Genomic DNA, 13,220 nt, shown 5'->3' with positions numbered 1-13,220 from the left:
GGTGACGACGACCGCATCCCAGGAAGCGTTCCTGCTGGCATATCACGCCGAGCATCCGACCGTGACGTCCGATGTGTTCGCCCACGGGCGTACCCCGGACGGCCGCTCCAGCTATGAGATGCTGCGCGACGCGGTACGGGGCAGCGCGCGGGTGCTCGATCTCGGGTGCGGGGACGAGCTGCTGCTGGAGCTGTTGGCCCGCGAGGAGGGTCGGCGGCTCGCCGGGGTGGACCTCTCGCCGCACTCCCTGGCCGTTGCCCGGCGGCGACCTGCCCTGGCCGGGGCGCGGCTGGAGGCGGCCCGGGCACAGCGTCTGCCGTTCGGGGAGGGCGAGTTCGACGCGTGTGTCAGCCACATGGCTCTGATGCTGATGAGCGAGATCGAGCAGGTCGCGGGCGAACTGGCCCGCGTCCTGAGTCCCGGCGGGGCCCTGGCGTGCGTCGTGGGCGGAGGTGCCGTCGCCGGTGAGGGTTACGACGCGTTCCTACGGCTCCTGCGCACCGCGATCGACCGGGCGCCCGCCGCGCAGCGCATCCCCTCCCTGGGCGACCGCAGGTCCCGCACCCGAGAGGGGCTGGGCGCGATCCTCAGCGGCGCCGGTTTCGTGAACGTCCGCTGGGAGACGGTGCCCGTGGACATCGGCGGTCCCCTGGAGAACCTCTGGTCAACCGTCTCGGGCGTCTACGACCTGGGCCCACTCGACCCACCCACCGTGGACCGCCTGGCCGACGCCTTCCGCGGGGAGGCCGCGAAGCTGGCGCGACCGGACGGCCACGTGCCGTGTGGGTTCAACATCCATGTGGTGACAGCACATAGGGGATGAGAGGTCGCGGGCGTGTCGTCCACGGCTCCCAGCACCGGGACGAGGGTCCTCCGCCCGTACCCGTGACCGCCCTGCCCGCGTCCCGCAGAATCGGACACAGCGACCGGGCGACGTCCGCAGGCGTCCTGCTCGCCCTCCGGGACGGCATCGACGGGCTGCCGACGCGTCGGCGGGGATCACCGGTACCGCTCGCGCCCGCGCCTCCGCGAAGACTGCTCAGACCGCGTCCGCCAGCATCTTCGCCAGTACCGCCCGCTGGGCCGGGAGCACCTCGCCGTGCAGGGTGCGGCCCTTTTCGGTGAGGGCTACGCGGACGCCGCGGCGATCCTCCTGGCACATACCCCGGGCGACGAGGCCGTCGCGTTCCAGACGGCCGATGAGGCGGGAGAGGGCACTCTGACTGAGGTGGACGCGTTCGGAGATCTCCTGGACGCGGTAGGAGGGGTGGGCGCGTGTGGTGCCCGTCGCGAGCAGGTCCAGCACCTCGAAGTCGCTGGCGCACAGCCCGTGGCCGTGCAGGGTCCGGTCGAGTTCGCACTGGGTGCGGGCATGCAGGGCGAGGATGCCCCGCCACTGATCGACCAGCGTCTGTTCACCGCGGTTCGCCGCCATGAACGCACCGTAGCAGAGGCGTGAATTCGGTCTCACACAACCGTTCGCCCCCCATCTCCCTTGCGTGCGAACGTGATTGCCGGGATGTCGCCCGGCTGCCAGACTGGCGGGTGTGAACGGTGACGCGGGACGGCGCAGCCAGGCACAACGCGACGCCATGACGGTGGAGATCGGATACGCGCTGTTCAGCGCGGCCTTCGCGGCAGCCGTGGTGTTCGGGGCGGTGACCGGTCCGGTGCTTGTCTTCGGTCTGTCGCGGCCGATCTCAACTGTGCTGATATATACGGGAGTCGCACTCGCCCTAGTGGTGTTCGCGGTGCGTGTGGCGAGTGTTCTGCTGCGTTTCAGCGCTGCCGGTCAGCCGAGCCAGCCAGGGCGTACCAACCCGGACTCATAGGCGAGGACGACGAGTTGGGCACGGTCGCGGGCGCCCAGTTTGACCATCGTGCGACTCACATGGGTCTTGGCGGTGAGCGGGCTGACGACCAGGCGCCGGGCGATCTCCTCGTTGGACAGGCCGATGCCGACCAACGCCATGACCTCGCGCTCCCGTTCGGTGAGCCGGGAGAGCGCGTCGGCGGCGGCCGGTTCCTTCGAGCGGGCCGCGAACTCCGCGATGAGCCTGCGGGTGACGCCGGGCGACAGCAGCGCGTCGCCCTCGACCACCGCCCTTACGGCGCGCACCAGTTCGTCGGGTTCGGTGTCCTTGACCAGGAACCCGGAGGCGCCGGAGCGGATCGCCTCGAAGACGTACTCGTCGAGTTCGAACGTGGTCAGCATGACCACCTTCACGTCGGCCGAGTCCGAGTCCTCGGTGAGGCGCCGCGTGGCGGCGAGGCCGTCGAGTACGGGCATCCGGATGTCCATCAGGACGACGTCCGGCCGGAGTTCGCGCACCCCGCGTAGCGCCGCCTCGCCGTCCGCCGCCTCACCGGCCACCTCGATGCCGGGCTGGGCGTCGAGCAGGGCCCGGAATCCCGCCCGTACGAGCGACTGGTCGTCGGCGAGCAGTACGCGGATCACGGGGCCTCCTCGGTGTGTGCGGGCGGTACGGAGGTGCGGGCGGGCAGGACGGCGCGCACCCGGAAGCCGCCGTCCTCGCGCGGGCCCGCCTCGATGGTGCCGCCGAGGGCCGCGGCCCTCTCCCGCATCCCGGCCAGCCCGTTCCCGCTGCCGCCCGCGTCGGCGCCGCTCGCGGGACCGTCGTCGTCGATGGTGAGCCGCAGCTCCCCGGGCCCGGCGCGCAGCGCGACCCGGGCCCGCCGCGACCGCGAGTGCCGCACCACGTTGGTCAGCGCCTCCTGGACGATGCGGAAGGCCGCGAGGTCGGTGCCGGGCGGGAGGGGCGGCGGGTCGCCCGTGATCTCCACGGTGAGTCCGGCCGTGGCCGCCTGTTCGGCCAGTTCGGGGAGCCGGTCGAGGCCGGGAGCGGGCGCGCGGGGTGCGGCCCCCGGCGCGCGGAGGGTGTCGAGGACCTGGCGGACCTCGCCGAGCGCCTCCTTGCTGGCGGCCTTGATGGTGGTGAGGGCGGCGCGGGCCTGGTCAGGGTTCTGGTCGAGTAGCGCGAGGCCCATTCCGGCCTGGACGTTGATCACGGAGATGCTGTGCGCGAGCACGTCGTGCAACTCCTGGGCGATACGCAGCCGTTCCTCGTCCGCCCGCCGTCGCGCGGCCCGGGCCCGGTCGGCCCGGTCGCGCGCCCACTGCTCACGGCGCAGCCGGACCAGTTCGCACAGCGCGGCGACGGCGATCACCCAGGTGGCGACCACGATCTCCTGGGCCGGCGTGGCCGCCCGGTCGCCGCGCGGCGGAAGGTACCGGTAGAGCCACAGCGAGATCAGCACATGCCCCGCCCACAGCAGCGCGAGCGCCGACCAGGCGGCCCGCCGGTGCCCGGTGACGACAGCGGCGAAGCAGGCCACGGCGACCGTCACGAACACCGGCCCGTACGGATACCCGGCGGCGAGATATCCGAGGGTGGCCAGAGCCGTGCCGAAGACGACCGGGACCGGATGCCTCCGGCGCCAGAGCAGCGCGACGGAGGCGGCCACCAGCAGGAGGCGCGCGGCGAGGTCCAGGGGTACGCGGCCGGGCTGGGCGTGCGCCGCGAAGGTGGAACCGGCCAGGACGAACACGGTGAGCAGCGCGGTGGACCGCCAGGGCATGCGCTCGCCGAAAGCCTCCGAGTCCGGGTGCGGGTGCGGGTCCGCCCCTGTGTCCCGGTCCCGCTGAGGGTTCCGGCGCCGTGCCCGCATCCCCGCGCGTCCGTCCCGCGAGCGCGAGCGCCCCTCGCCGTCACACCGCTGTTCCATGTCCGCCACGCTAGACGCAGGCGGGGCGCGCAGGCGTCGCCCGGGTGGGGTGACCAGGCGTACTCCCCGGGGAGTACGCGCCCGGACGGTCCGGTGATCCGGCCCGGGACCACCGTGGCCGCTGTGACCGCTGTGACCGCTGTGACCGCTGTGACCGCTGTGATGCTCGACGCGTCACGCGAGTACGTCGCCCTACGCGACCGGAGCCACGCACGGGGAGGCCGGCCGCCTCCGGTGCTACGAGTCGGCAGCCGGTCCGCGTCCGACCAGGCCGACGCCGCGCCCCAGTCGTTCCACCGCGTGGACGAAGAACGCCTCGCGCTCCTCCACCACACGGTGGAACTGGCCGAAGACCTCGAAGCCGATCAGGCCGAAGAGCTGGGCCCAGGCGGCGACGAGGGCGGCGGCGGTGCCGACGGGCAGGTCGGGGGCGAAGTCGGCCACCATGCGCTGGGCCTCGGTGTGCAGGGCGGCGGGCAGGGGCACGTCGGTGAGCTCCCCGCTCCTGCGGGCGTCCCGGACGATGCCGAGGAGGGACATGCTGACGCGGGCCGCCGCACGGACGGTGCTCTGGGGGGCGGAGTAACCCGGCACCGGGGAGCCGTAGATGAGCGCGTACTCGTGCGGGTGGGCGAGCCCCCAGGCGCGTGCCGCCGAGCAGACCGCCGTCCAGCAGGCGAGGGGGTCCGCGCCATCCGGCCCGGTGGCGGTGGCCCGTGCTTCCGCCCAGGCCCGTTCCGCCACCTCGCCCACCGCGTCGTAGGCGTCGATGATCAGGTCGGTCAGCAGGTCGTCGCGGCTGGGGAAGTAGCGGTACAGGGCGGAGGAGACCATACCCAGCTCGCGGGCGACGGCACGCAGCGAGAGCTTGGCGGCGCCCTCGTCCGCGAGCTGCCTGCGGGCGGTGTCCTTGATGGCGGCGGTGATCTCGGCCCGGGCCCGCGCGCGGGCGCCCTGGTGGGTGGTCATCCGGGCAGTGTGCCACGGGGGCGGAGCGGTGCACACCATTCAGAGCGGTGCACACCATGCGGAGCGGTGCACCTCAACGGGAACAGCGCCTACCGTACGGAGCAGCGCACACGAAAGAGAGCGGCGGGCAAATTTGAGAGCACCGCTCTTGCGATGGAGCGGCAGTCACTCCACACTGGGAGCAAGTGAGAGCACCGCTCTCGCGGCGAGTGCTTTCCCATCCGCCCGGAGGTCGCCATGTCCACGCCCGCCGTCCCGTCCCCGCACATCCATGTCAGGAAGCCCGGCTGGTTCACCGTGCACGTCATGAACCGGGCCGTCGCGTGGCTCACCCGGCGGGGCCTCAGCGTCTGGGGCTCGCGCGTCCTCGCGGTGCGCGGTCGCAAGAGCGGCGAGTGGCGCACCACACCGGTGAATCTGATGACGGTGGACGGGCGGCAGTACCTCCTCGCCCCGCGCGGGCACGTCCAGTGGACGCACAACATGCGGGCGGCGGGCGGCGGTGAACTGCGTCTCGGCGGGAAGGCCGAGGTGTTCACCGCCGCCGAGGTGCCCGACGACGAGAAGGTGCCGCTGCTGCGGGCCTACCTCAAGCGCTGGAAGGCGGAGGTCGGGATCTTCTTCGACGGGGTCGGGCCCGACTCCCCGGACGCGGAGCTGCGCCGCATCGCGCCCGACCACCCGGTCTTCCGGGTCACGATCACGGGCTGAGCTGCCGGGCGCGCAACCGGGCCGGCACCGGCCCGGACCCCGTCAGAAACCCGCGGGTCAGTCCTTCGGCGCGCCCGGAGCGCCCTGCGCCCCCGAGGCGCCCGGAGCCGCCGACGCCTCCGCGCCCTCCGTCTCCTCGGAGTCGTCCACGGCACCCGGCGCGTCGGACGTGACCGGAGTCGCCTGTCCCCGGTCCAGCAGGGTCAGCGCGCGCTGCGCGAACGGGTGCGTACGGACCAGTTCGCCCAGCGACGTGGACCCGCGGGTGATGTCGCGGAACGCGTTCCACGCCGGGCGGAAACCGGTCAGCACCGCGTGGAACAGTCCCGGACGGCGCTCGAACGCGGCCAGCATCCGCTTGCCGATGCTCATCTCGACGCCCAGGCCCGCCTTGATGGCGAAGGCGTAGTTGAGGGCCTGGCGGCGGGCGTCCACCGCGTCGTGCGCCTCGGCGATCCGGACCGCCCACTCCCCCGCCAGCCGCCCGGAACGCAGCGCGAACGAGATGCCCTCACGGGTCCACGGCTCCAGCAGGCCCGCCGCGTCGCCGCAGACGATGACCCGGCCCCGCGACAGCGGCGAGTCGTCGGCCCGGCAACGGGTGAGGTGCCCGGAGGAGACGGACGGCTCGAAACCGGCCAGCCCCAGGCGGGCGACGAAGTCCTCCAGATACCGCTTGGTGGCGGCACCCTCACCGCGCGCCGAGATCACACCGACCGTCAGCGTATCTCCCTTGGGGAAGACCCAGCCGTAACTGCCGGGCATCGGGCCCCAGTCGATGAGGACCCGGCCCTTCCAGTCCTCCGCGACCGTGTCCGGGACGGGGATCTCCGCCTCCAGACCGAGGTCCACCTGGTCGAGCTTCACCCCGACGTGCGCTCCTATGCGGCTGGCGCTGCCATCCGCGCCGACGACCGCGCGGGCGAGCACCGTCTCACCGCCCTGCAGGACCACGGCGACCGTGCGCCGGTCCGGCACCGCCGAGCCGTGCTGCTCGACCCGCTGCACCGTCACGCCCGTCCGCAGTTCGGCGCCCGCCTTCTGGGCGTGCTCCACCAACTGCTGGTCGAACTCGGGGCGGTTGATCAGCCCGAACATCATTCGCCGCGAGCGGCGGGTCCGGCTGAACCGGCCGTTGTTGGAGAAGGTGACCGCGAACACCCGGTCCTTGAAGGGGAGTTCGAAGCCGGGCGGAAGCGCGTCGCGCGAGGGGCCGATGATGCCGCCGCCGCACGTCTTGTAACGGGGCAGTTCGGCCTTCTCCAGCAGTAGTACGCGCCGTCCCGCGACCGCCGCCGCGTAGGCGGCCGAGGCGCCCGCGGGTCCCGCGCCCACCACGACGACGTCCCACACCTGCTGCACGTCGTCCGCCGACTGCACGTCGTCCGCCGAAGGGTTCTCGCCACTCACGATGGTCTACTGCTCCGATCAAGCCGCTGCCGCGCCCCCGCGCCGTCGGCTCAGCCGGGCCCGGGGAACCCCATTCCCCCCGCATCCTACGGCGACGATCGCCGCAGCTTGCTGTGGGAGGATCGGTCCTCCCAGCTCTACAACGTCGCACCCACGAGGAGCGTGCCCATGTCGTCGCATCCGGTCGCCGAGACCGTCGCCTCGCTGCTGCCCCGCGCCAAGGCGGAACTGGCCGAACTCGTCGCCTTCAAATCGGTGGCCGATTTCGCGCAGTTCCCCAGGAGCGAGAGCGAGGGCGCCGCGAATTGGGTGGCCGACGCGCTGCGCGCCGAGGGCTTCACGGACGTGGCCCTGCTGGACACCCCGGACGGCACCCAGTCGGTGTACGGCTTCCTGCCGGGCCCCGAGGGCGCCAAAACGGTTCTGCTGTATGCCCACTACGACGTGCAGCCCCCGCTGGACGAGACCGGCTGGACCACTCCGCCCTTCGAGCTGACCGAGCGCGACGGCCGCTGGTACGGGCGCGGCGCCGCCGACTGCAAGGGCGGTGTGATCATGCACCTGCTCGCGCTGCGCGCCCTCAAGGCGAACGGCGGCGTCCCGGTCAACGTCAAGGTCATCGCCGAGGGTTCCGAGGAGCAGGGCACCGGCGGCCTGGAGCGCTACGCCGAGCAGCACCCCGAACTCCTCACCGCCGACGCCATCGTCATCGGTGACTCCGGCAACTTCCGGGTGGGCCTGCCGACCGTGACGACCACGCTGCGGGGCATGGCGATGGTGCGGGTCCAGGTGGACACCCTGGCCGGCAACCTGCACTCCGGTCAGTTCGGCGGCGCCGCCCCGGACGCGCTCGGCGCGCTGATCCGCGTGCTGGACTCGCTGCGCGCCGAGGACGGTTCGACCACCGTGGACGGCCTGGAGCAGGGCGCGGGCTGGGACGGACTCGACTACACCGAGGAGCAGTTCCGCACGGACGCCAAGGTGCTGGACGGCGTCGCTCTGATCGGCGGCGGCTCGGTGGCCGACCGCATCTGGGCGCGTCCGGCCGTCACCGTGCTCGGCATCGACTGCCCGCCGGTCGTCGGCGCCACCCCGTCGGTGCAGGCGAGCGCGCGGGCCCTGGTCAGCCTCCGGGTGCCGCCGGGCGTGGACGCGGGCGAGGCGGCGAAGCTGCTCCAGGCCCACATCGAGGCGCACACCCCGTGGGGCGCCCGGGTCAGCGCCGAACAGATCGGTCAGGGCCAGCCGTTCAGCGCCGACCCCTCCAGCCCGGCCTACCGCGCGATGGCCGACGCGATGGCCGTCGCCTACCCCGGCGAGACCATGCAGTACGCGGGCCAGGGCGGCTCCATCCCCCTCTGCAACACCCTCGCCACGCTCTACCCGGACGCCGAGATCCTCCTCATCGGCCTCAGCGAGCCGGAGGCCCAGATCCACGCGGTCAACGAGAGCGTGTCTCCTGAGGAGTTGGAGCGCCTGTCCGTGGCGGAGGCGCTGTTCCTGACGAACTACGCGGCGGGCTGAGCGGGACACGCTCAGCGGAGTGGCCGCCTGCCTTCCGGGGGTGGGCGGCCTGCCTGTGTCGGGGCCGGTGACGCGCCGCGGGCGCGTGCCGTGGGGCCCGGCTCGCCTGCGAGGGCGGCAGGCCGAGCGGGGCCACCCGGCGGCGGCCCGATGACCGTCGCCGGGCTCCTCACGGTCGCCGGTCGGCGGTCTCCGCACCTCCCGGACGACAGTCCGGATACGGATCTGCCAGGAGCGGGGCGGGCGGCTCGCACGCGGAATGCCGGTGCCGCAGCAGCACAGCGGGGCGCCGCCCGACCGCGACGTACGCCCCTACGCGGCCCTCAGGCCGCCTGTCCGGCGACCGGAACCCCTGCCTCCAGGTAGAGGGCGCTGCCGCGCTCACGGGCCCGCAGTGCCCAGCGGAGGCGTTCGTAGCGGACCGGTGGCAGCAGGTCGGCGGCTTCCTGTTCGGTGGCGAACCGCCAGCCGCGCAGTTCGGGGCCGGGGAGCAGCACCCCGGACGCCTCGGCGGCGTCCAGGGTGCCGCCGTCGAACAGCAGGCGGAGCCCGCCGAAGCCGGGGGGCTCCGGGCGCTCCCAGTCCACCAGCAGCAGCCGGGGCAGTTCCCGGAGCCGTATACCGGTCTCCTCCGCGACCTCGCGCACCCCGGCCCGCGCGGGCGCCTCACCGGGTTCGACCACACCGCCGGGGAACTCCCAGCCGGGCTTGTAGGTCGGGTCCACCAGCAGCACCCGGTCGTACTCGTCGAAGAGGAGCACCCCGGCGGCGACCGTCTCACCGGCCGGTTCGGGGGTCTGCACGATCTCGCACGGAGCGGCCTCGCCACTGCCCACCGCCTCCGCGACCCTGACCGCCGTCTCGTACGGGGTGAGACCGCTGGTGTCCAGGAGATACGCGTCGGCGCTCAGCCAGGAGGCGAGGGCGTTCCGGTAGGGCTCGATGCGGTCGTACGTCTCCTGGTCCCGCCGGGGTTCGCCGTCCGGCGCGGCCGGTACGGTCTCCCGCGCGGCGATACGCGCCCGCAGTATCGTTTCGGCCGGGGCGAGGAGCAGATGGCGTACGGCGATACGGCGGGCGGCGAGGCCCCCGAATATCTCGTCGCGGTACTCCTGCCGCAGCAGGGTCATCGGAACGACGAGGGTACCGCCCAACTCGGTGAGCGTCGCGGCCACGGTGTCGATCACGAGCCTGCGCCAGATCGGCAGGTCCTGCACATCGCCCACGTCGTCCAGCCGCTTGGGCGGCAGCAGATGTGCGAGCGTCCCGCCGACGACCTCGGGGTCGAAGAGCGTGCTGTTCGGGATCAGGTCGATCAGTTCGCGTGCGGCGGTGGTCTTCCCCGCACCGAAGGCGCCGTTGATCCAGACGACGGTCACGGACTCCCCCTCTGCTGTTGGCCCCCTGTGGCTTGCCCGCTCCACCCTGCCACGGAAACCAGTTCGCGTTGAGGGTGCGCACGGCGGTGCCGGTGCCCCCGCGACAGGGGCACCGGCACACGGACCGGCTGGAGCCGGGAGGGATGGGGCTCCGGCGGGCGGGGCCGGAAGCACGGAGGTCGGAGGCTGTCCGGCGCTTGCAGCACTGAAAGTCCCCTACGGGCAGGAGGACTCGGGAAGTGCCGGACACGGCGAGGGGCGTGGAGCACGGGGTGCGTATACCGGAGCAACTGGAGCTGACCCTGCTGCCCCTGACTACTCCGGTGCCGCTCCCCCGTGCCTACTTCTGGCCGAGCGCGTTCTCGTCCACCGCGAGGCTGTCCTGGCTGACCAGATGATCGACGTTGTCCACGGTGCCCGCGACGTTGAGGTCATTGAGCGGCGCGTGGTCCGCCGCGTGGGAGGGGGTGACGGCCGCCACGACGAATCCGGTGGCCAGAGTGGCGAGGGCGAGCATGCTGCGCTTCTTCATGCCTGGGTCAACTACCGAAGCGGCCGGGGGTCACGCGGATTCCCGCGATTGCCCTGCGCCGGGCCACGCGAAAACGGGCGAGAACTCGGTGAGGGCGTCGGAGACCGTCGCCGCCCCCAGAGAGAAACTGCCTGATCCGCCGTGCTCGCGGCCCAGTATCGTCGGGCCGCGACCGACCGCCCTCCCGACCGGCGCGACCTGCCCGACCTGCCCGACCTGCCCGACCTGCCCGACCGGAATCGTGCGTGACGGAACCGCGCCCTGCGGACGGGTCCACCCACCCACCGAAGACCGCCAAGGATCAGCCATGCCCGGAACCCCCACGACGACGACCCTCTGGCGTCCCACGAGCCCCCGAGAGCTGGACCTCGTCACGGAGCTGGGCTGGCGGGCCTGGCCGCCGCGCCTGCCCGAACAGCCGATCTTCTACCCGGTCTGCAACGAGGACTACGCGATCCGGATCGCCCGTGACTGGAACGTCAAGCACGACGGCGCGGGCTTCGTGACGCGCTTCGAGGTGGACTCCGAGTTCCTGCGCCGCTACCCCGTCCAGCAGGCGGGCGGCGAGACCATCCTGGAGCTGTGGGTTCCGGCGGAGGAACTGGACGAGTTCAACGCGCACATCGTGGGCCGGATCGAGCTCGTCCACATCTTCCGGACGACGGAGGTCTGACCACGGGCGGGCGACGTCACCACGCCCCGGCCCCCACCGCTGTTCAGCGCGCGGAATCCAGCGTCAGGTCACCGTTCGTCGTGGACAGGTCCAGGCGGTACCCGCCCGACGGGTCGTCCCGGAACGCCAGGCGCTTCTCGCCGCCGGTACCGCGCGCGGATATCCGGTACCTCGCGGGCGGCGCCGTGACCGTGAGACCGGCGTTGGTCGTGCGGGCCTTGATGTCCTGAGCGTTGGCGGTACGGATCGTCATCTCACCGTTCGTCGTGCGGGCGTCGATGCCGCCGTGCTCGACGTCCGTCACCGTGACTTCCGCGTTGGTCGTACGCAGCTTCACGGGCCCCTTCGCGCGGGTCACCTCGATGTTCCCGTTGCTGGTGTGCACATCGGCCGGGCCGACTCCGGTGAGGGCGATGCCGCCGTTGGAGGTGCCACCGGTCACCGGCAGACCGGCGGGCGCCTTCACCACGTAGGAGACACCGCAGTTCCTGCCGCAGCCGCCGAGCGTCAGGACTCCGTCGGCAACACGGAAGGACGTGCCGGACGGTTCGTCACCCCGGTAACTCACCTTGCGGTTCACGGAGATCACGGAGGAGTCGGCCGTGGCGTCCACCTTGACACTGCCGTTCGTGTTGTCGATGCGGACCGAGGTGACTTCCTTGGACACCTTGGCGTCGTCCTCGAAGGTGTGCTGCGTGAGACCGGAGCACGCGGACAGCCCGGTCGTCATCAGCGCGGCCAGCACCACCGCTGACAGAACGCGGGTGCGTGAGCGTAGACGTAGGCGTGGGCGTAGGCGTCGCATGGGAGTCCCCCGTGTGGTGTGAGCACGACCGTCAACCGGTGATCACGATGCTACGGAGTCACAGCCCCCGTCCTCACTGGGGAAAACCCCCCAATACGAGAGGGGGAACACCCCAGGTGCCGGTGCGGAGCGGAGTGAGAGCGAGCGGACCTCGGTGAAGGCGTTCGTAAGCGCGTCAGCCGAAATGCGCGCCGCGCATCAGCCCCACACGTGAGGGCTGCACCTGGTCACCGCCGGGGCCCGGCGCGCGGCCCACCCAAGGGCTCCACATGTGCGGGCTCCACATGTGCCGAACCCCCACCCCCACGCGCCGACGCCACATGTGCCAAGCCCACAGAGACCGACACCCCTGCCGACCTCACACAAGCGGACCCCTCACACGTTCCGCCCCCACACCCAAGGCCCGCCTACAGCCCCAGGCTCCCTTGAAGCCCCCTCACACCCCCGCCGCCGCGGTCTCCACCCCGGCCCGGCGGTTGAGCGCCGCAGCCGCCGCGCCCACCAGCCCCGCGTCCGTCCCCATCTGCGCGGGCACGACCGTGAGCCGCTGGACGAAGGAGAGCGTGGCGTAGTCGGCCAGGGCCCTGCGGAGCGGGGTGAAGAGGACGTCCCCCGCCTTGCCGACGCCGCCGCCGACGACGGCGATGTCGATCTCCACGAGCGTTGCGGTGGCCGCGATCCCGGCGGCGAGGGCCTGGGCGGCGCGCTCGAAGGAGGCCACGGCGACCGGGTCACCGGCACGCGCGGCGGCGGCCACGGCGGCGGCGGTGGTGTCGCCGTCCGGGCCGGGCTGCCAGCCCTGGTCCAGTGCGCGCCGCGCGATGTTGGGACCGCTGGCGATGCGCTCGACGCAGCCGCGCGCCCCGCACGGGCAGAGGTCGCCGTCCAGGTCCACGCTGATGTGCCCGATGTGCCCAGCGTTGCCGGTGGGGCCGGAGTGCAGTCGGCCGCCCAGGACCAGGCCGCCGCCCACGCCGGTGGAGACGACCATGCACAGCGCGTTGTCGTGGCCGCGTGCGGCGCCCTGCCAGTGTTCGGCGGCGGTGATGGCGACACCGTCGCCGATCAGCTCGACCGGGAGGCCACCGGTGGCCGAGCGGACGCGCTCGACGAGAGGGAAGCCGCGCCAGCCCGGCACGTTCACCGGGCTGACCGTGCCCGCCGAGGCGTCCACCGGGCCCGCGCTGCCGATGCCCACCGACACCGCGCGCTCCCAGAGGGGCGCGGCGGCGAGATCGGCCAGTACGTCCTCGACGGCCCGCATGACCGTTTCGCCGTCCTGCTTGGCGGGCGTCGCGCGCTGCGCACGCACCTGGATGCGGCCGTGGCCGTCCACCAGCGCGCCGGCGATCTTGGTACCGCCGATGTCCAGGGCCGCCACGAGGTCGGTGTGCATCAGAGTCAGATCTCCCCGTCGAACCTTGAAAAGTCAGAACTTCAGAAAAGCGGCAGGCCGGTCGTGCGGTGGAG

General features: G+C 72.6%; 14 protein-coding genes. 5 read left to right on the top strand and 9 right to left on the bottom strand.

The genetic code is table 11. The features are described from left to right. Position 1 precedes the first annotated feature (1 nt). Positions 2-823: a class I SAM-dependent methyltransferase gene (locus KUM39_RS00675; RefSeq protein WP_217783314.1), complete on the top strand. Its 822-nt coding sequence runs from the start codon at positions 2-4 to the stop codon at positions 821-823. A gap of 216 nt (positions 824-1,039) precedes the next feature. Here KUM39_RS00675 and KUM39_RS00670 read toward each other — a convergent pair whose 3' ends face one another. After that, positions 1,040-1,435, bottom strand: a complete 396-nt coding sequence (locus KUM39_RS00670; protein WP_217783313.1) for a MarR family winged helix-turn-helix transcriptional regulator — start codon at positions 1,433-1,435, stop codon at positions 1,040-1,042. Positions 1,436-1,547: 112 nt separating this feature from the next. On the opposite strand from KUM39_RS00670, the gene KUM39_RS00665 reads away from it, so the two are divergent. Further along, the gene (locus KUM39_RS00665; protein ID WP_217783312.1) at positions 1,548-1,832 is read left to right on the top strand and encodes a DUF6332 family protein; all 285 of its coding nucleotides are present in this window, start codon (positions 1,548-1,550) and stop codon (positions 1,830-1,832) included. On the opposite strand, the gene KUM39_RS00660 is transcribed toward KUM39_RS00665, so the two are convergent. The 3 genes from KUM39_RS00660 to KUM39_RS00650 form a co-directional block, all read right to left on the bottom strand. Then, complete coding sequence (locus tag KUM39_RS00660) at positions 1,793-2,458, bottom strand: response regulator transcription factor (protein WP_217783311.1); 666 nt, start codon at positions 2,456-2,458, stop codon at positions 1,793-1,795. The genes KUM39_RS00665 and KUM39_RS00660 overlap by 40 nt on opposite strands. Continuing rightward, positions 2,455-3,600 (bottom strand): sensor histidine kinase, encoded by a 1,146-nt coding sequence (locus KUM39_RS00655; protein ID WP_246619394.1) that lies wholly within the window; start codon positions 3,598-3,600, stop codon positions 2,455-2,457. Before KUM39_RS00655 ends, KUM39_RS00660 begins: the two co-directional genes overlap by 4 nt. A gap of 384 nt (positions 3,601-3,984) precedes the next feature. Beyond that, complete coding sequence (locus tag KUM39_RS00650) at positions 3,985-4,716, bottom strand: TetR/AcrR family transcriptional regulator (protein ID WP_217783309.1); 732 nt, start codon at positions 4,714-4,716, stop codon at positions 3,985-3,987. Between the two features lie 237 nt (positions 4,717-4,953). On the opposite strand from KUM39_RS00650, the gene KUM39_RS00645 reads away from it, so the two are divergent. Next, the gene (locus KUM39_RS00645; RefSeq protein WP_217783308.1) at positions 4,954-5,427 is read left to right on the top strand and encodes a nitroreductase family deazaflavin-dependent oxidoreductase; all 474 of its coding nucleotides are present in this window, start codon (positions 4,954-4,956) and stop codon (positions 5,425-5,427) included. 57 nt (positions 5,428-5,484) lie between these two features. Here KUM39_RS00645 and KUM39_RS00640 read toward each other — a convergent pair whose 3' ends face one another. Next, entirely contained in the window at positions 5,485-6,837 is a 1,353-nt protein-coding gene (locus KUM39_RS00640) for a geranylgeranyl reductase family protein (RefSeq protein ID WP_217783307.1), read from the bottom strand. A gap of 168 nt (positions 6,838-7,005) precedes the next feature. Between KUM39_RS00640 and KUM39_RS00635 the strand changes: the two genes are divergently transcribed. After that, entirely contained in the window at positions 7,006-8,361 is a 1,356-nt protein-coding gene (locus tag KUM39_RS00635; protein WP_217783306.1) for a dipeptidase, read from the top strand. 323 nt (positions 8,362-8,684) lie between these two features. Here KUM39_RS00635 and KUM39_RS00630 read toward each other — a convergent pair whose 3' ends face one another. Together KUM39_RS00630 and KUM39_RS00625 are read right to left on the bottom strand one after the other, a co-directional pair. Continuing rightward, entirely contained in the window at positions 8,685-9,740 is a 1,056-nt protein-coding gene (locus tag KUM39_RS00630; RefSeq protein WP_217783305.1) for an NUDIX hydrolase, read from the bottom strand. Between the two features lie 340 nt (positions 9,741-10,080). After that, positions 10,081-10,272: a hypothetical protein gene (locus KUM39_RS00625; RefSeq protein ID WP_217783304.1), complete on the bottom strand. Its 192-nt coding sequence runs from the start codon at positions 10,270-10,272 to the stop codon at positions 10,081-10,083. 307 nt (positions 10,273-10,579) lie between these two features. Between KUM39_RS00625 and KUM39_RS00620 the strand changes: the two genes are divergently transcribed. Continuing rightward, positions 10,580-10,945, top strand: a complete 366-nt coding sequence (locus tag KUM39_RS00620) for a hypothetical protein (RefSeq protein WP_217783303.1) — start codon at positions 10,580-10,582, stop codon at positions 10,943-10,945. 43 nt (positions 10,946-10,988) lie between these two features. Here KUM39_RS00620 and KUM39_RS00615 read toward each other — a convergent pair whose 3' ends face one another. Together KUM39_RS00615 and KUM39_RS00610 are read right to left on the bottom strand one after the other, a co-directional pair. Beyond that, positions 10,989-11,675, bottom strand: coding sequence for a DUF4097 family beta strand repeat-containing protein (locus KUM39_RS00615; RefSeq protein WP_217783302.1), 687 nt, complete (start codon positions 11,673-11,675; stop codon positions 10,989-10,991). Positions 11,676-12,186: 511 nt separating this feature from the next. Next, positions 12,187-13,146 carry an ROK family protein gene (locus KUM39_RS00610; RefSeq protein WP_217783301.1) on the bottom strand — a complete coding sequence of 320 codons (960 nt, stop codon included), beginning with the start codon at positions 13,144-13,146 and terminating at the stop codon, positions 12,187-12,189. Between the last annotated feature and the right edge of the window lie 74 nt (positions 13,147-13,220).

It is taken from the genome of Streptomyces corallincola (assembly GCF_019104725.1).
Lineage (GTDB): Bacteria > Actinomycetota > Actinomycetes > Streptomycetales > Streptomycetaceae > Streptomyces > Streptomyces corallincola.
The sequence above is the reverse complement of the archived record's forward strand: the minus strand, read 5'-3'. Positions and strand labels throughout refer to the sequence as shown.